This is a genomic window from Aliihoeflea sp. (genome assembly GCF_052435475.1).
Lineage (GTDB): Bacteria > Pseudomonadota > Alphaproteobacteria > Rhizobiales > Rhizobiaceae > Aliihoeflea.
Window position 1 is genome coordinate 418,720 of sequence record NZ_JBQVMV010000002.1, and the last position, 17,345, is coordinate 436,064.

Below are 17,345 nucleotides of genomic sequence, written 5' to 3' on the forward strand. Positions count from 1 at the left end.
TGCCACGAATAAGCCGTCGAATTTAACCGGCCAGTAACATTAACGCGCTTTAATCCAGATCAGTTGGTATCGGGTAATTGCGGGTTCTGCCATGTGCTTCGGCCTTTCTCATCAGACGCGACGGATTCTCCTGCGCAGCGCCGCAATTGCGGTGGTTGGCGGCCTGGCTGCCGGTTGCAGCTCCAATGTCCAGCGCTTCCAAGATTCACTCTTCACCGGGACGTCGAACAGCGCGGCTGCCGTCGCGCCGGTCTCGCAGCCCTATCCGGGCAATCAGCAGGTTGCCGGCGTCGACCAGACCTACACCGGTTCGGTCACGCGCAACGGCCAGCGCGGTGCTCCGGTCCCGGCGGCGACAGTAGGCGGCGGACAGCCGGTCTACGCAACCCAGCAGCAGCCGGTCTACCAGCAGTCGCAGCCGGTTTATGCGAACCAGGGCGTTGCCGCTTCCCCCGTTGGTCGCGCCACGCTGGCGCCGCCTTCCGGCGCGCAGATGGCTGCCGCTCCGCAGGTCAACCAGCCGGCACCCATTCAGCCGGCGTCGAACGCCCTTCCGTCTCCGACGCAGCCGCAGCAGCCGGGCCAGACGCAGGTTGCCGTGCTGCCGCAGACGCCGACCGTTGGCGGCGCGGGCGCGCAGCCCCAGCCGCAGGCCGCGCCGGCTCCCGGTGCCGCAGGTGGATCGAGCTACACGGTCGCCTCCGGTGACACGCTGTCCGCAATCTCGCGGCGCACCGGCGTCTCCGCCGATGCCATCAAGCGGGCGAACAATCTCGACAGCGGGCTCATCCGCATCGGCCAGACGCTGACCATTCCGGGCGGCTCGGCGCAGGCGACGACGCAGGTTGCAGCCGCGCCGCCGCGCGATCCCGTCGTCACCAACGCCACCCCGGCGCCGCAGCAGCCAGCGCAGCCGCCGCGTGCGCAGGAGGCAGCATACGCGCCGTCATCCTCGGCTCAGGCGTCTGTCGAATCGGCCGTCAAGGACGGTGCGGCGGTCGCGCCCGACTCGACCGGCGTCGGCAAGATGCGCTGGCCGGTCCGCGGCCGCGTGATCTCGAATTTCGGCTCCGCGCAGAGCGGCGACGGCATCGACATCTCGGTCCCGAACGGAACGCCGGTCATGGCCGCCGAAAATGGCGTCGTCATCTATGCGGGCGACGGGCTCAAGGAATTCGGCAACACGGTTCTGGTGCGCCACGACAACGGCCTCGTCACCGTCTACGGACATGCGAGCGACCTCAAAGTGGCGCGCGGCGAGAAGGTCACGCGCGGCCAGCAGATCGCGACGTCCGGCATGAGCGGCAATGCCGAGGCGCCCAAGCTGCGCTTCGAGGTCCGCAAGGACTCCGCCCCCGTCAACCCGGCCGGCTATCTCGAATAGGCGGGCAATGATTTGGCCACATTTGTGCGGTGCGAGGTATCGACGCCTCGCCGCACGAAGTGGCCGGCGTTCGACGCTGCCTGTTTAGTCTCCAGTCCAGGATCGCGTCTGCCCGTCCCGCTTGCGGGGCGGGCAATTTGCGTTGCGCGTCAAAGGCTGCGCCCGAGCCGTCCCGCCAGATCTTGCGTGAACTGCCAGGCGACCCGGCCCGAACGCGCGCCGCGCGTCGTGGCCCATTCCAGCGCGTCGCGATGCAACTCCTCACGCGGTACGTCGAGCGAAAAATGCGCGGCGTACCCGTCGATCATCGCCAGGTAGTCGTCCTGCGAGCATTTGTGGAAGCCGAGCCAGAGGCCGAAGCGGTCGGACAGCGACACCTTCTCCTCGACCGCCTCCGACGGATTGATCGCCGTCGAGCGCTCATTGTCGATCATGTCGCGGGGCAGGAGATGGCGCCGGTTGGAGGTCGCGTAGAAGACGACACTATCCGGCCGGCCCTCGACCCCGCCTTCGAGCGCCGCCTTGAGCGATTTGTAGGACGTGTCGTCGTGATCGAAGGACAGGTCATCGCAGAACAGGATGAAGCGGTACGGCGTGTCTTTCAGATGGCCGAGCAGCCGGGGCAGGGTGTCGATGTCCTCACGATGAATCTCGATCAGCTTGAGGGCCGGGGACGTGGCCGCAGCTTCGGCGTGCGCGGCCTTGACCAGTGACGACTTGCCCATGCCGCGCGCACCCCAAAGCAGGACGTTGTTGGCGGAATGGCCAATAGCGAAGCGCTGCGTATTCTCAAGCAGAATGTCGCGGACGCGATCGACGCCCTTGATCAGGCCGATTGCGACGCGGCTGACCTTCCTGACCGGATCGAGCGACAGCTCCTCGGCATTCCAGACGAAGCAATCCGCCGCATCGAAATCGGGCGTCGCAACCAACCGCGGCCCCATGCGTTCGAGGGCTTCGACGATGCGGTCGAGTTGCGTCATCAGGCGGGCGACGTCAGGGCGATCCAACTTGCTCTTCCTCCAGCTTGTACGATGCTGCGGCTCTATCACGCAGGCCCGCATGCGCAAAGCGGTGTAACGGGCGGCAACAAGAGTTGCATTGATGGGCTTAGCGACTATATTCGCGCCGATTTCACGGGACCGCCGCATGCGGTCCCTTCGCGTATTTTCACCAGGAGCAATCGATGTTCGTGACCCCCGCATATGCGCAGGCAGCCGGCGGCGCCCCTGACATTTTCGTCAGCATTCTGCCCTTCCTCCTGATCTTCGTGATCATGTACTTCCTGATCATCCGCCCGCAGCGGACCCAGTTGAAGAAGCGCACCGAAATGCTCACCGCCATTCGTCGCGGCGATACGGTCGTCACCGGCGGCGGCCTGATCGGCAAGGTCACCAAGGTGATCGACGACAACGAGCTCGAGATCGACCTCGGCAACGGTCTCAAGGTGACGTCGCTTCGCGCGATGATCGCGGATGTCCGCGTCAAGGGCGAGCCGGTCGCCAACCAGAACGCCAAGAAGTAGTCGCAATTTGGGATCATCGAGCTTCGATGGTCCCGAGCGCCGCGCACCGATGCGGCCGGTCTGCGCCGGATTTGCTTCGATTGAGCCGATAAGTCGATAATGTGTGGCGCGGGGCGGCAAAGCCCTGTTGCGAAACTGCCCTTACGAGGCCCAATGCTTTACTTTTCCCGCTGGAAGACGATCTCGATCTGGCTCTTGGTGCTCCTGGGCGTCCTCTTCGCCCTGCCGAACATGGCGTCGCAATCGACGCTGTCGGCTCTGCCGGATTGGCTGCCCAAGCGTCAGATGACGCTCGGCCTCGATCTTCAGGGCGGCTCGCACATGCTGCTCCAGATCGACCGGCAGGGCCTCGCGAACGATCGTCTCGAGACCGTGCGGGACGATGTGCGAACCTCGCTTCGCGACGCGGGCGTCGGGTATACGGGCCTGACCGAAAGCGGCAGCACCGTCCAGGTTCGCGTTCGCGACGAAGCCCAGATCGAAACGGCACGCACGGCGCTGCAGGCGCTGGCCGAGCCCGTATCTTCCGGGCTGTTCGGCACCGGCGTCGTGACCGAAGTCGATCTGGCCGAAACGGAACCGGGCCTTTTCCGTCTGTCGCTGAGCACGGAGGGCATCGCATACCGGCTCAATTCAGCGCTCAACCAGTCGATCGAGGTGGTGGGCCGGCGCGTCAACGAACTGGGCACGACGGAACCGATCATCCAGCGCCAGGGCGAGGACCGAATTCTCGTTCAGGTTCCCGGCCTTCAGGACCCCGAACGGCTGAAGGAGATTCTAGGCCAGACGGCGCAGCTCACGTTCCAGATGGTCGACCAGACCAACTCCGTCGACGATGCGATCAACGGACGGCCGCCGGCCGGCACGCGAGTCCTCTACTCGACGGACGAGCCGCGCGTTCCCTATCTCATCGAGAACCGCGTCATCGTTTCGGGCGAAAACCTCGTCGACGCGCAGGCGACCTTCGACCAGCGGACGAACGAACCCGTCGTCTCGTTCCGCTTCGACAATCAGGGCGCGACGCGCTTCGGCCAGGCGACCCAGCAGAATGTCGGCCGTCCCTTCGCGATCATTCTCGACGACGAAGTCATTTCCGCCCCTCGCATCAATGAACCGATCCTCGGTGGTTCGGGTCAGATTTCCGGCAGCTTCACCGTGCAGGGTGCGAACGACCTCGCCGTTCTGTTGCGGGCCGGTGCCTTGCCGGCCGATCTGACGATCATCGAAGAACGCACCGTCGGCCCGAGCCTCGGCCAGGACTCGATCGAAGCCGGCCAGATTGCCTCGCTGCTGGCAGGCTTCCTCGTCTTCGCCTTCATGATCGTCGCTTATGGCAAGCTCGGCATCATCGCCAACATCGCGCTTCTCGCCAACCTCGCGATGATCGTCGCGATCCTGTCGACGCTCGGCGCGACACTGACGCTGCCCGGCATCGCCGGCATCGTGCTGACGATGGGCATGGCCGTCGATTCGAACGTCATCATCTTCGAGCGCGTGCGTGAAGAGCGCCGCCAGGGACGATCGATCGTCCAGGCACTCGATTCGGGCTTCCAGCGCGCGCTGTCGACCGTCATCGACGCCAATCTGACCACGTTCATCGCGGCGGCGATCCTGTTCTTCCTCGGCTCTGGCCCGGTTCGTGGCTTCGCCGTCACCCTCGCCATCGGCATCATCACGACGGTCTTCACCGCCTACACCCTGACGCGCTGGCTCATTGCCTGGTGGCTTCGCAGGCAGCGCCCGACCGAAATGCCCGCCGGCGCCGTCAGCTACATCCCGTTCGACACCAAGATCCCGTTTATGAAGGTCCGCAACTGGGGCTTCCTCATCTCGAGTGCCCTGACGGTTGCCGCGATCGCACTGTTCTTCACCGTGAACATGAATTACGGCATCGACTTCCGTGGCGGCTCGAGCATCGAGGTCCAGTCGCGGGAAGGGCCTGCGGATGCGGGCGACGTACGCAGCCGCTTGACCGATCTCAACCTCGGCGAAGTGCAGGTGCAGGAGTTCGGCAGCCCGAACGAGCTCTTGATCCGCATCGGCACGCAGGATGCTGAAAGCGACACCGCAGAACAGGCGGCGGTTCAGCAGGTTCGCAGCGTGCTCGAAGCGGACTACGAATTCCGCCGGGTCGAAATCGTCGGCCCGACCATCTCGAGCGAACTCGCCCGAAACGGCACGATCGCGGTCATCGTCGCGATGCTGGCGATGCTGGTCTATATCTGGTTGCGCTTCGAATGGCAGTTCGCCATCGGCGCCATCGTCTCGACCCTGCACGACGTGATCATGCTGATCGGGTTCTACGTCCTGCTGGGCATCGAGTTCAACCTGACGAGTATCGCCGCGGTGCTGACGGTGGTCGGCTATTCGATCAACGATACGGTCGTCGTCTACGATCGCGTGCGCGAAAATCTCAGGCGATTCAAGAAGATGCCGATCGCAGACATTCTCGATCTGTCCTTGAACCAGACCCTGTCGCGGACGATCCTGACCGGCGTGACGACGTTGCTCGCTCTGTTCGCGCTCTATCTGTTCGGCGGCGAGGTCATCGCGTCGTTCACGATCGCGATGATCATCGGCATCCTGGTCGGCACCTATTCGTCGGTGTTCGTTGCCGGCCCGTTGCTGATCCTGTTCAATCTTCGCCCGGCGAAGGTCGAGAAGGACGAGACGGCCGACGCTCCGCCGGTTCAGCCCAGCCAGGCCTGATCCGATGGGGCACGGCCTGATCATTCGGGACGCTCACTTTCCCGGCCGGGCGCCGATTGACGCGTATGGCAATGGCGGGTTCCGCTTTGCCGACATGTCGCATCGCGGATCGATTCTCTGCCTGCCCTCCGGCATTCATGGCTGGACGCCGGCGGACCCGGCGGCGCTGATGATCGACGATTTCGAACCGCTTCTGGCCGAAAGCGACGCGATCGAAATCCTGCTCGTCGGGATGGGACCGGATTTGCGCCCCTTGCCGGCCGATCTTCGCAAGCGCTTGCGTGAAGCCGGCATCTCCGCTGACCCGATGTCGACGGGCGCGGCCGTTCGTACGTTCAACGTACTCCTCGCCGAGGAGCGCGCCGTCGCCGCGGCCCTGATCGCGGTCGAGTGATGGATAGCGCGGTCTTCGTCCGGGATTTCGTTCGCCAGAACGATCCGGACCGGTTTTTCGCCAGCCTCTTCGCGCCTCAAGACAAGCGGAACGCACTTCTGGCGCTGGCCGCGTTCGACGCCGAGATCGCCTCGCTGCGCGGCAAGGTGCGCGAGCCGATGGCCGGCGAAATCCGCATCCGCTGGTGGCAGGATCGGATCGATGCCGAAGGGGACAGTGCAACGGGCAATCCGCTCGCCGATGAACTTGCAACGGTGATCCAAACCTACGACCTGCCGAAGACGGCCTTTTCGACCTATCTCGAGGCCCGCCTTTTCGATCTCTACGATGACGGTTTTCCGACGCGCGGTGATCTCGAAGCCTATTGCGGCGAGACGAGCGGGATCATGCTCCAGCTTGCCGCGATGGTCCTCGACCGCGACACGGCGAGCCGCGCTGCCGACGCCTGCGGCCATGGCGGCTGTATGGCGACCATCACGCAGGCCTTGCGGTGGCGGAACCAGCCGGCGCGGCTGCGGCCCTACCTGCCGGGCGACCTGTTGGCTGCGATCAAGCTCGATCGCCAGCATTTTGGCGAAGCGGGACATGAGGAGCGATCCGGCGCTGCGGTCGAGGGTCTGCAGGCCATCGCGCGCGAGCATCGCAGCGCCTTTCTTGCAGCCACCGCCGCGCTTTCCAACACGGTGCGCCCGGCCTTCATCGCCCTGGCACCGTCGGCGGCTGCCGTGCGCCACGGGGGGCGTCTTGCCGGGCCGCTTGGGCGCCGGTGGCAGATGCTGAAGGTTGGCGTTGGAGGCTGGCCGGCGCGTTGACGCAAACGTCAATGCTGCTACGCTTGCCTCCTGCAAAGTCCGGATCGGGAGGAGATCCAGGTATGAGCCTTGTCCTGCTCACATCGATCGTCGTCGTCGGCATCGCGGTCGTGGTTCTGGCAGTCCACTATTCGGGCGGCAGCCGTTTGGGCCAGTTCGAGACCGTGTTCGACGCCATCGCCGCCTATCGTGGCGACTATCCGGAAACCGAAGTGCTCGACGGGCGTCTGACGCAAACTCGCGATGTCGCGTTCCTGCGCCTTTCGACGCCGGGCCGCGTCGGCTACGTCCAGATTTTCGGTCAGCATTTCCTGACGCGGGAAATCGGCGCATCCGACCTAGCCGCCAGCGTCGTCGCCGATCACGCCGCCATCACCGTTTCACCGCGCGATTTCACTTGGAGGGGCGGGCGCTACGTCTTCGACGACACGGCCGTCGCGGCGGAAGTCGCCGGCTGGTTCCCGCAGGCCGCCCTCGACGTACCGCGCTATCACATCGGGTCCGTCCGGCATGGATGACTATCAGTTTCCATCGGTGACGCAGCTTGCGATCCCGTTCTTCGTCCTCGCCATGCTGATCGAGCTTTGGCTGGTGCGGACGGGGAGGGCAAAGGGAGATTTCTCGACCCGCGACACGCTGACGAGCCTTCTCATGGGCACCGGCAACGTCGTGGCCGGCATCCTGCTCGGCGTCGTGTCGTTCGCCGCGCTGTTGTGGGTCTGGCAGTTCCGGCTGTTCGACCTCGGCCTCGGCTGGTGGGTGTTCCTCACCGCCTTCCTGCTCGACGATTTGCGCTACTATGCCTACCACCGCATCGCGCATCGGGTGCGCTGGGTGTGGGCGGAGCACGTCAATCATCACTCCAGCCAGCACTACAATCTGTCGACTGCGCTGCGGCAAAGCTGGACCGGGCTCTTCACCGGCATGTTCGTGCTGCAGGTGCCTCTGGTGCTGCTCGGCTTCCACCCGGCGGTGATCGCCTTCGTCTTCGGCTTCAACCTCGTCTGGCAGTTCTGGATTCACACCGAGACGGTGGGCAAGATGTGGCGGCCGATCGAGTTCATCATGAACACGCCATCGCACCACCGCGTCCATCACGCGACCAACCCGCGCTATCTCGACGCCAACTATGCCGGCACCCTGATCGTCTGGGACCGGATGTTCGGGACATTCGTCGAGGAGTTGCAGGAGGATGCGCCGCGCTACGGCATCGTGAGGAACATCGGCACGTACAATCCGGTGAAGGTGGCGTTCCACGAATGGGTCGGCATGTTCAAGGACGCCGCGCAGCCGGGGCTGACGATTTCCGAGCGGCTGAACTATCTGTTCCAGCCGCCGGGCTGGAGCCATGACGGGTCGCGCGAGACCTCGCAGACGATCAAGGCCGCCTATGTGAAGCGCCATCCGGGCGAGGCCGGCAAGCCCGGCTTGCCGGCGGCGGAGTAGCTATTCCGCCGCTTCGCGCGCGGGCGCGACGCCGAGCCATTCGCGCGCATCAACGAGCGCGCGCGCGGTGATGGCGCGGCGCTTGGCGTTGGTCTTTTCCTTGCCGCGCAAGCGCTTGCCTTCCGACTTCGGCGCTTCGATCGGCGGGAAGAGGCCGAAATTGACGTTCATCGGCTGGAAGGAGCGCTTGCCCGGCTCCTCGTCGCTGACGATGTGGCCGCCGGTGATGTGGTTCAGCAGCGCGCCGAACGCGGTCGTCAGCGGCGGCACGGGCAGGGGTTGCCCCAGACGCTCGGCAGCGGCGAAGCGGCCGGCGAGAAGGCCGATGGCCGCGCTCTCGACATAGCCTTCACAGCCGGTGATCTGGCCCGCAAAGCGCAGTCCCGGTCGCGACTTCAGTTGAAGCGAGCCGTCGAGCAGCGTCGGCGAATTGAGATAGGTGTTGCGGTGGAGCCCGCCGAGCCGCGCGAACTCTGCATTTTCCAGGCCCGGGATCATCTTGAAGATGCGGGTCTGCTCGGCATATTTCAGCTTCGTCTGGAAGCCGACCATGTTGTAAAGCGTGCCGAGCGCATTGTCCTGACGAAGCTGGACGACGGCATAGGCCTTGACCTCGGGATTGTGCGCGTTGGTCAGGCCCATCGGCTTCATCGGGCCGTGCCGCAGCGTCTCGACACCGCGCTCGGCCATGATCTCGATCGGCAGGCAGCCGTCGAAATAGGGCGTGCCTTCCCATTCCTTGAACTCGGTCTTGCCGCCGTCGATCAGCGCCTGGACGAAGGCGAGGTACTGGTCCTTGTCCATCGGGCAGTTGATGTAGTCCTTGCCGGTGCCGCCGGGACCGACCTTGTCGTAACGCGACTGGAACCAGGCGACGTCGAGGTCGATGGAATCGAAATGGACGATCGGCGCGATGGCGTCGAAGAAGGCGAGGGCATCGGCACCTGTGGCTTCCGCGATCGCCGCTGCCAGCGAGGGCGCGGTGAGGGGGCCGGTGGCGATGATCGTCTTGTCCCATTCCGCGGGCGGCAGGCCGTCGACCTCCTCGCGCCGAATAGTGATCAACGGATGGGCTTCGAGCTTGGCCGTCACGGCGTCGGAAAAGCCGTCGCGGTCGACCGCGAGCGCACCGCCTGCCGGCACCTGGTTGGCGTCGCCGCAGGACATGATCAGCGAATTGGCAAGGCGCATCTCGGCATGGAGAAGCCCGACCGCGTTGGTCTCGGCGTCGTCGGAACGGAACGAGTTCGAACAGACGAGTTCGGCAAGACCTTCGGTCTTGTGCGCGTCGGTGCCGCGAACGGGGCGCATCTCGTGCAGGATGACGGGAACGCCGGCTTGGGCGAGTTGCCAGGAGGCTTCGGAACCGGCAAGGCCGCCGCCGATGACGTGTACAGGTTGTGTGCTCATTGCGGCGAGATAATCCACAGCGCGCGCCTTTGCAAATCAAAGCTCCGTTGCGATGCGGGAGGCGGATGCTACGAAGACGGATGACCCTGTCGTCGCGATTCGCTCTCCTCACGGCCCTCGCAGCAATAGCGGCCGGCTGCACCTCCGTTTCGTCCAACTACAATGACGACATCGCGAACGTGTCGACCGGCCGGATCACGGTCTGCCACGGCTTCGACTGCCGCAACCAGACGGCACTGACCTTCTCGGCGGACGACCAGAAACGCCTTCGCGCCCTGTTCGCAGCAAATGCGGATGCCGCGGCAGAGCGCGATGCGATCCGCAAGGCGGTGCAGGTCTTCGAGAATGCGGCGACGGCACGGCTGGGCGTCGCGGACAAGCCGAAATCCGACCTGTCGCAAACCGGCCAGCACGGCCAGATGGACTGCATCGACGAATCCACCAACACCCGCACCTTCCTGCGTTATCTCGAATCGAACGGTTTGCTGAAGCACCACACAGTGCAGACCAACGTGACGCGCGGGGTCATCTTCGATGGACGCTATTTCCACGCGACCGCCGTCATTCGCGACAAGGGCGGGCAGCGCTGGGCCGTGGATAGCTGGTACGAGCCCGCGGGCGGGCCACCGGATGTCATGCGTCTGGAGGAATGGCTGGGGCGCGGCCGGATGGGCCGCAGATAAGAAAACGGCGCTCACCGGGGGAGGACCGGGAGCGCCGCTGATGTGGACCGACGATCGGGAGGAGGATAATCGCCGGTCTTTCGCGCTCGAGCCCCGGGGAGGAGACGGGACGAGCGGAACTGATTGTATCGTTAGACGGCCTTGCGGGCGACGAACGGAATGTCCCCACGGGCGATGCCGAGGTCGTTGAGTTCGCGGGTCGACAGGCGGCTCAGTTCGTTGACGGTGTCGCGGTAACGGCGCCAGTTGCGGTAGTTGCGGATCAGGTTCATGGTCGGTCTCGTTTCGTGTTTGCTGTTGTTCTTGCGGTATGACGTGCAGATAATCCCGGCACCTGCATATTTGAAGTGCAGTTTCTGCATGCCTGCGATGCAATTTGTGCATTGCACCATTAATGGCTGTTAGGAGCTGTGTCGAAAGTGGGCAGGCGCCACGATTCGGGCGCAGTCGTAAGGCGTCATATCCCCGCCAGGGCAGGGGTTTGAAGGGAATTTGCATGACGCGACGCAACCGCTTTGTGCAGCGCGAAATCGAAGACTGGAAAAAGCGCGGGTTGATCGATGCCGAACTGGCTGAGCGCCTTCGTCACGACGTCGCCACGCGAAACGGGGGATTTGCCGTTTCCGGCGTCCTGATCGTGATGTCGGCGCTGCTCTTTTCGGCCGCACTCCTGATCTTCATCGCCGCGAACTGGGAAGCGATGCCGCGTCTGGCGCGTGTCGGGCTGATCGCGACCATTATCCTCGCGGCGAACGGCCTTGGCGCATGGGCCTCCATGCTGGGCAGACGCTATCTTGCCGACGCGCTGTGGCTGATCGGCTCGGCGGCGTTTGCGGCCGGCATGGCTCTGGTCGGCCAGATGTACCATCTGTCGGGCAGCGAGAGCGGGCTTTACCTCGTCTGGTGGCTGTCGGCGATCGGTTCGGCGGTCGCGCTGCGCTCGCGCGCGCTAACGATGGCCTCGATCCTGCTCGCCGTGGTCTGGCTCATAGCCGGCCTCGGAGACTGGGGCGGGATCGAAGCGAACCTGCCTTTGTCGGCGCATCTCTTCCCGCTGATGCTGGCAGCCGGCTGGATCGTTTCACTCCATACGCGCGTCGCCCTGGCGCGCGATCTGGCGCTTCTAGCCTTCGGCGCCTATGTGACCGTGCTCTTCATCGCCTGGGGCGTCGCGGTGCCGATCGTCACCATGGCGCTGGCCGCGCTCGGCTTCGCCGCCGCGACACGTCTCGACTGGCGCGGCGAGAGGAGTGCCGCACCCCATCTCGGCCTCGAACTGTCGATGCTGCAATATTTCGTTCTCGCCGGCGTGCTTCTCCATGTCGAGTGGCACGAGGGCCCGGGACTGGTGGTCGTTGCAAGCCTGATGTTCGCCGGACTGACGGCAGCGCTTCTGCTTGGCGGGAAGGAGAGCAGCGGCGTCCGGCGGCTGGTCTATGTCGCCTTCGCCGGCGAACTCATCTTCATCTATGTCCAGACCGTCGGCACGATGCTCGGTACATTCGGCTTCCTGACGCTCGCCGCGATCGCGCTCGCCATTTTCGCCCGGCTGGTGACGCGCTTCGAGCGACGGATGGCACCTCCGGCGCAGGAAGGCGCATCGACATGAGACGCCCAGCCAGGATTTTCGCCATCGCCCTTGGTCTTGCAGCGGTCCAGATCGGCTTCCTCGGCTCGATGATCCTCTGCCGCGCGGGCATCCTGCGCGAGGGAACCGAAATCCGCCTCGCCGTCGAGCCGGTCGACCCGCGCGATCTCCTGCGCGGCGACTATGTCGTCCTCGGCTATCCGATTTCCCGCATCGACCGGTCGCTGATCGGGGAGACGGACGGGCGCGACCTGAAAGGCCGCTGGGTCTACGTGCGCCTGTCGCGCGACGATGACGGCTCGTTTGCACCCGTTGCAGCATTGCTCGACGAACCACCCGCTGCCGAACGGCTCGAAAACGAGATCGATCTGCGCGGCATTGTCACCAGCGAGCCCGGCTCGGGCGAGGCGACGGTTCAGGTCGCCTACGGCATCGAGCGCTACTACGTGCCGGAGGGCGAGGGCAGGGCGATCGAGGACGCTATGCGGCAGGATCGCTTCGAGATCGTGGCGGCCGTCGATGAGGACGGCACGGCCCAGATCAAGGCGCTTCTCCACGATGGCCGCGCCATCTATCGCGAACCGCTCTTCTAGATGTCTCGAGCGACCAGAAAAAAGCCCGTTTTCGGGGCAATTTTCCTTTGATCGATCATGAGCCGGTGATATAGAACCAGCCGATTTCAAGGGCTGACTGCTCGTGAAGCGGGTGTGGCGGAATTGGCAGACGCACTTGGTTTAGGTCCAAGCGCTGAAAAGCGTGGGGGTTCAAGTCCCTCCACCCGCACCAACGGCCACCCGGGGAAATGAAATTGAGCGTCGGCCCGGTTCGGATGGGGCTGAGACGTTCAAGCCACAAGAATTCAGCAGGCTGGGCGGCGCGCCGTCGCGACAGCAGCATGCGATAGCAAAGGTTGTAAGATGCAGGTTACCGAAACGCTCAATTCCGGGCTGAAGCGCCAGATCAAGGTGTCCGTGCCGGCCAAGGACATGGAAGCCAAGCTCATGGAGCGGCTGTCCGACGCCAAGGGCAAGGTGCGCCTGAACGGGTTCCGTCCTGGCAAGGTTCCGGTCCAGCACCTGCGCAAGATGTACGGCCGCTCCTTCATGGCCGAAGTCGTCAACGAGATCATCTCGTCCTCGCCGCGCAACATTCTCGCCGACCGCGGCGAGAAGGCCGCGATGCAGCCCGAGGTCACCATGACCGAGGACGAGAAGGAAGCCGAGAAGATCCTCTCCGGTGGCCAGGATTTCGAGTTCTCGATCGACTACGAAGTTATCCCGGCGATCGAGACCAAGGACCTTTCGTCCGTCAAGATCACCCGTCAGGTCTATGACGTGCCGGAAGAGGAGATCGAGGAGCAGGTCAAGAAGGTCGCCGAATCCGCGCGCACCTACGAGACCAAGAAGGGCAAGGCTGCCGAAGGCGACCGCGTCACGATCGATTTCGTCGGTAAGATCGACGGCGAAGCCTTCGACGGCGGCGCTGCCGAAGACGCCAATCTCGTGCTCGGTTCCAACCAGTTCATCCCCGGCTTCGAGGACCAGGTCGTCGGCATGAAGGCCGGCGACGAGAAGACGATCAACGTGACCTTCCCGGCCGATTACGGCGCGCAGAACCTCGCGGGCAAGGAAGCGACCTTCGACGTCACGGTCAAGGAAGTCGCCAAGCCGGGCGACCTCGAGGTCACCGACGAAGTCGCCCAGCAGCTCGGTCTCGAATCGGCCGAGAAGCTGCGCGAGATCATCAAGGGCCAGATCGAGACCCAGTTCGGCGCGCTGACCCGCCAGAAGGCCAAGCGCCAGCTCCTCGACGCGCTCGACGAAGAGTACAAGTTCGAAGCTCCGTCCAAGCTGGTCGAGGCCGAGTTCACCAATATCTGGACGCAGGTCACCCGCGATCTCGAACAGGCCGGCCGCTCCTTCGAGGACGAAGAGACGACGGAAGACGAAGCACGCGCCGAGTATCAGCGCCTTGCCGAACGCCGCGTGCGCCTCGGCCTCGTCCTCGCCGAGATCGGCGAGAAGGCCGGCGTTCAGGTCACCGACGACGAGCTGCAGCGCGCGCTCTTCGAACAGATCCGCCGCGTCCCGCAGCACCAGCAGCAGGAAGTCTACGACTTCTACCGCAACAACCCGGCCGCGCTCGCCAATGTCCGCGCCCCGCTCTTCGAGGAAAAGGTCGTCGACCACCTTCTGAACGAGGTGAAGGTGACCGACGTCAAGGTGACCCGCGAGGAGCTTCTGGCCGAGGACGAGGACGAAGCGGCCGACGCCAAGAAGGCGGAAAAGAAGGCTGCGCCGAAGAAGAAGGCCGCCGAAAAGAAGGCCGACGCCGACGACAAGGCTGAAAAGGCCGAGAAGAAGGCTGCGCCGAAGAAGAAGGCCGCTGCCAAGGACAAGGACGCCGAATAAGGCGTTGGTTCGGCTTGAATAAGGGAAGGGGTCCGCAAGGGCCCCTTTCTGCATTCGGGGCCTTCCATTTTGCACAATCGGACACGACATTGCCCGCGAAACGACAAGGGGATTCGCGATGCGCCGACTGATCTTGGCTTTGACGATGGCAGCGACGGTGCTCGGGCCCGCGCATGCGCAGGAAGAGCGCAATCGCAGCCTGCTCGACATGTTCGGCTTCGGCAATGAGCGCACCGAGCGGCCCGCTGAGGCGCCGGCAGGCGAGCGCCCGGCTCAACGCCGGCTACCGTTCAGCCAGAGCGAGGTTCAGCTTTCCTACGCGCCGCTGGTCGCCGAGGCCGGACCCGCCGTCGTCAATGTCTACGCCTCGCAGCAGGTGCAGGCGCGCTCGCCCTTCATGGGCGATCCCTTCTTCGAGCAGTTCTTCAACCGGCAGATGCCGCCGCGCGTGCAATCCTCGCTCGGCTCGGGCGTGATGGTCGATCCATCCGGCTATGTAGTCACCAACAACCACGTCATCCGCGATGCCGACGAAGTGCGCGTGGCGCTGCCCGACGGGCGCGAATTCACCTCGCAAATCCTTCTGAAGGACGAGTCGCTCGACCTCGCGATCCTGAAGATCGAGGCCGACGAGGAGTTCGCGTCCATCGCGCTCGGCGATTCGGACGCGCTGGAAGTCGGCGACCTCGTGCTCGCCATCGGCAATCCGTTCGGCGTCGGCCAGACCACCACGAGCGGCATCGTCTCCGCGCTCGCCCGATCGCATATCGGTATTTCCGATTTCGGCTTCTTCATCCAGACGGATGCAGCGATCAATCCGGGCAATTCGGGCGGCGCGCTGGTCAATATGAGCGGCGAGGTGGTCGGCATCAACACGGCGATCTTCAGCCAGTCGGGCGGGTCGATCGGCATCGGCTTTGCGATCCCGTCCAACATGGTCCGCGCCGTCGTCGACGCCGCCAAGGTCGGCTCGGACTATTTCGAACGACCCTATCTTGGCGCGACCTTCGAGGCGGTGACGCCGCAGATCGCCGAGGCGCTCGGCATGAACCGGCCGCGCGGTGCGCTGGTCGCAAGCGTCGCGGCGGAAGGGCCAGCAGCCAACGCGGGCCTGCGCCCGGGCGACGTCGTGCTGGCGCTGAACGATCGTGCGATCGAGCATCCCGACGCCCTCGGTTATCGCCTCGCGACGCTCGCCATCGGCTCGACCGCAAGGCTCGGCGTTCTGAGCCAAGCGCAGGAGCGCGACCTGGACATCACGCTCGTGCGCGCGCCGGAGGGGGCTGCGGGTGGAGCGGTGAAGATCTCCGGTTCGAGCCCGTTCGCAGGCGCGACGGTGGAGAATTTGTCGCCGCGCCTCGCGCAGCGGCTGCGCCTGCCCGAACAGGCGCGCGGCGTCGCGATCGTCGAGATCGACCGCTCGTCCCCTGCTGCCAGCCTCGGCCTTCGGCCCGGTGACATCGTGCATGAGGTCAATGGCGACGAGATCGACAGCCCGGCCGCGCTCGAAACGGCTGCATCGGCGCAGACTCGCTGGTGGCGCTTTACACTGGAGCGCGAGGGGCGTTTGCTGCGCCAGGCGCTGCGTTTTTGACGGACGGACCCCTTGGCCGATCTCTTCTCGACAGGTGACGATCAGGATGACCGGCGGCCGGTGGGCCAGCCGCTCGCCGACCGACTGCGCCCGCAAAACCTCGCCGACGTCGTCGGACAGGAGCATCTGACCGGCGAGGGCGGGGCACTGACGCGCATGCTGCGCTCCGGCACGCTCGGCTCGATGATCTTCTGGGGACCGCCGGGGACCGGCAAGACGACCGTCGCACGGCTTCTGGCCGGCGAGACGGGCCTCGCCTTCGAGCAGATATCGGCGATCTTCTCCGGCGTCGCGGACCTGAAGAAGGTGTTCGAGACGGCGCGGCTGCGGCGCGCTCAGGGGCGGCAGACGCTTCTCTTCGTCGACGAGATTCATCGTTTCAATCGCGCACAGCAGGATTCCTTCCTGCCGGTGATGGAAGACGGCACCGTCATTCTCGTCGGCGCGACGACGGAGAACCCGTCCTTCGAGCTCAACGCCGCTCTTCTGTCGCGGGCGCGGGTGCTGACGTTCCATCCGCTGGACGGCGAGAGCATCGAGCGGCTTCTGGTCCGCGCCGAGGAGAACGAACAAAAGCCGCTACCGCTCGATGAAGAAGCGCGCGCGGTGCTCCTGCGCATGGCGGACGGCGACGGGCGCGCGTCGCTGACGCTCGCCGAGGAAATCTGGCGGGCGGCGGCCGGCGACGAGGTGTTCGACGCGCAAGGCCTGCAGCGCATCGTCCAGCGTCGGGCACCTGTCTACGACAAAGGACAGGACGGGCATTACAATCTGATTTCCGCCCTGCATAAATCGGTGCGCGGCTCGGACCCGGATGCCGCGCTTTACTATCTGGCGCGCATGCTGGATGCGGGCGAGGACCCGCTCTATCTCGGCCGCCGCCTCGTGCGCATGGCCTCGGAGGATATCGGCCTTGCCGACCCGCAGGCGCTGGCGATCACGCTCGCGGCCAAGGACGCCTACGACTATCTCGGGTCCCCGGAAGGCGAGCTGGCGCTGGCGGAGGCATGCGTTTATCTGGCCACCGCGCCGAAGTCGAACGGCGTCTACGTCGCCTACAAGGCGGCGATGCGCGCGGCCAAGGAGAACGGCTCGCTGCTGCCGCCCAAGCACATCCTCAATGCACCGACCAAGCTGATGAAGTCGGAAGGCTACGGCACCGGCTATTTCTACGACCACGACGCGCCCGACGCGTTCTCTGGTCAGGACTATTTCCCCGAGGCGCTCGGTCGCCAAAAATTCTACGACCCGCCGGACCGCGGCTTCGAGCGCGAGATCAAGAAGCGCCTCGACTATTGGCAGAAGCTGCGCGTGGAGCGTCAATCGGGCCGATAGGCCGCTGGATTGCAGTTTTCGACGCCTTGAACCTCGCGCCTGCGTGTTTGGGGT

Annotated in this window: 16 protein-coding genes and 1 tRNA gene; 14 read left to right on the forward strand and 3 right to left on the reverse strand. The window is 64.8% G+C overall.

The window, feature by feature from the left end; all coding sequences use genetic code 11:
• Positions 1-91 precede the first annotated feature (91 nt).
• Positions 92-1,384, forward strand: a complete 1,293-nt coding sequence (locus ACT6QU_RS05105) for a peptidoglycan DD-metalloendopeptidase family protein (RefSeq protein ID WP_444562939.1) — start codon at positions 92-94, stop codon at positions 1,382-1,384.
• A gap of 149 nt (positions 1,385-1,533) precedes the next feature.
• On the opposite strand, the gene ACT6QU_RS05110 is transcribed toward ACT6QU_RS05105, so the two are convergent.
• The gene (locus ACT6QU_RS05110; RefSeq protein ID WP_444563017.1) at positions 1,534-2,367 is read right to left on the reverse strand and encodes an ATP-binding protein; all 834 of its coding nucleotides are present in this window, start codon (positions 2,365-2,367) and stop codon (positions 1,534-1,536) included.
• Positions 2,368-2,570: 203 nt separating this feature from the next.
• Between ACT6QU_RS05110 and yajC the strand changes: the two genes are divergently transcribed.
• The 6 genes from yajC (at position 2,571) to ACT6QU_RS05140 (ending at position 8,270) form a co-directional block, all read left to right on the forward strand.
• Positions 2,571-2,909 (forward strand): preprotein translocase subunit YajC, encoded by a 339-nt coding sequence (yajC, locus tag ACT6QU_RS05115; RefSeq protein ID WP_024585625.1) that lies wholly within the window; start codon positions 2,571-2,573, stop codon positions 2,907-2,909.
• 153 nt (positions 2,910-3,062) lie between these two features.
• A complete protein-coding gene (gene secDF, locus ACT6QU_RS05120) occupies positions 3,063-5,618 on the forward strand; it encodes a protein translocase subunit SecDF (RefSeq protein ID WP_444562940.1) in 2,556 nt (851 codons plus the stop codon).
• A 4-nt stretch (positions 5,619-5,622) separates the two neighbouring features.
• The gene (locus tag ACT6QU_RS05125) at positions 5,623-6,012 is read left to right on the forward strand and encodes an Mth938-like domain-containing protein (protein WP_444562941.1); all 390 of its coding nucleotides are present in this window, start codon (positions 5,623-5,625) and stop codon (positions 6,010-6,012) included.
• A complete protein-coding gene (locus tag ACT6QU_RS05130) occupies positions 6,012-6,824 on the forward strand; it encodes a phytoene/squalene synthase family protein (protein ID WP_444562942.1) in 813 nt (270 codons plus the stop codon). Before ACT6QU_RS05125 ends, ACT6QU_RS05130 begins: the two co-directional genes overlap by 1 nt.
• Before the next feature lie 62 nt (positions 6,825-6,886).
• Complete coding sequence (locus tag ACT6QU_RS05135; protein WP_444562943.1) at positions 6,887-7,342, forward strand: hypothetical protein; 456 nt, start codon at positions 6,887-6,889, stop codon at positions 7,340-7,342.
• Entirely contained in the window at positions 7,335-8,270 is a 936-nt protein-coding gene (locus ACT6QU_RS05140; protein ID WP_444562944.1) for a sterol desaturase family protein, read from the forward strand. The genes ACT6QU_RS05135 and ACT6QU_RS05140 overlap by 8 nt, the downstream gene beginning before the upstream one ends.
• Here the strand turns inward: ACT6QU_RS05140 and trmFO are convergent, their stop codons facing one another.
• Entirely contained in the window at positions 8,271-9,680 is a 1,410-nt protein-coding gene (gene trmFO / locus ACT6QU_RS05145; RefSeq protein WP_444562945.1) for a methylenetetrahydrofolate--tRNA-(uracil(54)-C(5))-methyltransferase (FADH(2)-oxidizing) TrmFO, read from the reverse strand.
• Between the two features lie 80 nt (positions 9,681-9,760).
• Here trmFO and ACT6QU_RS05150 point away from each other — a divergent pair, with 80 nt between their 5' ends.
• A complete protein-coding gene (locus ACT6QU_RS05150; RefSeq protein WP_444562946.1) occupies positions 9,761-10,363 on the forward strand; it encodes a hypothetical protein in 603 nt (200 codons plus the stop codon).
• 131 nt (positions 10,364-10,494) lie between these two features.
• Here the strand turns inward: ACT6QU_RS05150 and ACT6QU_RS05155 are convergent, their stop codons facing one another.
• Positions 10,495-10,635, reverse strand: coding sequence for a DUF1127 domain-containing protein (locus ACT6QU_RS05155; RefSeq protein ID WP_081718860.1), 141 nt, complete (start codon positions 10,633-10,635; stop codon positions 10,495-10,497).
• Between the two features lie 224 nt (positions 10,636-10,859).
• Here ACT6QU_RS05155 and ACT6QU_RS05160 point away from each other — a divergent pair, with 224 nt between their 5' ends.
• The 6 genes from ACT6QU_RS05160 (at position 10,860) to ACT6QU_RS05185 (ending at position 17,291) form a co-directional block, all read left to right on the forward strand.
• Positions 10,860-11,972 carry a DUF2157 domain-containing protein gene (locus tag ACT6QU_RS05160; RefSeq protein WP_444562947.1) on the forward strand — a complete coding sequence of 371 codons (1,113 nt, stop codon included), beginning with the start codon at positions 10,860-10,862 and terminating at the stop codon, positions 11,970-11,972.
• The gene (locus ACT6QU_RS05165; protein ID WP_444562948.1) at positions 11,969-12,544 is read left to right on the forward strand and encodes a GDYXXLXY domain-containing protein; all 576 of its coding nucleotides are present in this window, start codon (positions 11,969-11,971) and stop codon (positions 12,542-12,544) included. The genes ACT6QU_RS05160 and ACT6QU_RS05165 overlap by 4 nt, the downstream gene beginning before the upstream one ends.
• Before the next feature lie 108 nt (positions 12,545-12,652).
• Positions 12,653-12,737: transfer RNA gene (locus ACT6QU_RS05170), tRNA-Leu, on the forward strand.
• Positions 12,738-12,868: 131 nt separating this feature from the next.
• Positions 12,869-14,362, forward strand: coding sequence for a trigger factor (gene tig, locus ACT6QU_RS05175; RefSeq protein WP_444836584.1), 1,494 nt, complete (start codon positions 12,869-12,871; stop codon positions 14,360-14,362).
• A 208-nt stretch (positions 14,363-14,570) separates the two neighbouring features.
• A complete protein-coding gene (locus tag ACT6QU_RS05180; protein WP_444563018.1) occupies positions 14,571-15,956 on the forward strand; it encodes a DegQ family serine endoprotease in 1,386 nt (461 codons plus the stop codon).
• A 12-nt stretch (positions 15,957-15,968) separates the two neighbouring features.
• Positions 15,969-17,291: a replication-associated recombination protein A gene (locus tag ACT6QU_RS05185; RefSeq protein WP_444562950.1), complete on the forward strand. Its 1,323-nt coding sequence runs from the start codon at positions 15,969-15,971 to the stop codon at positions 17,289-17,291.
• Positions 17,292-17,345 lie beyond the last annotated feature (54 nt).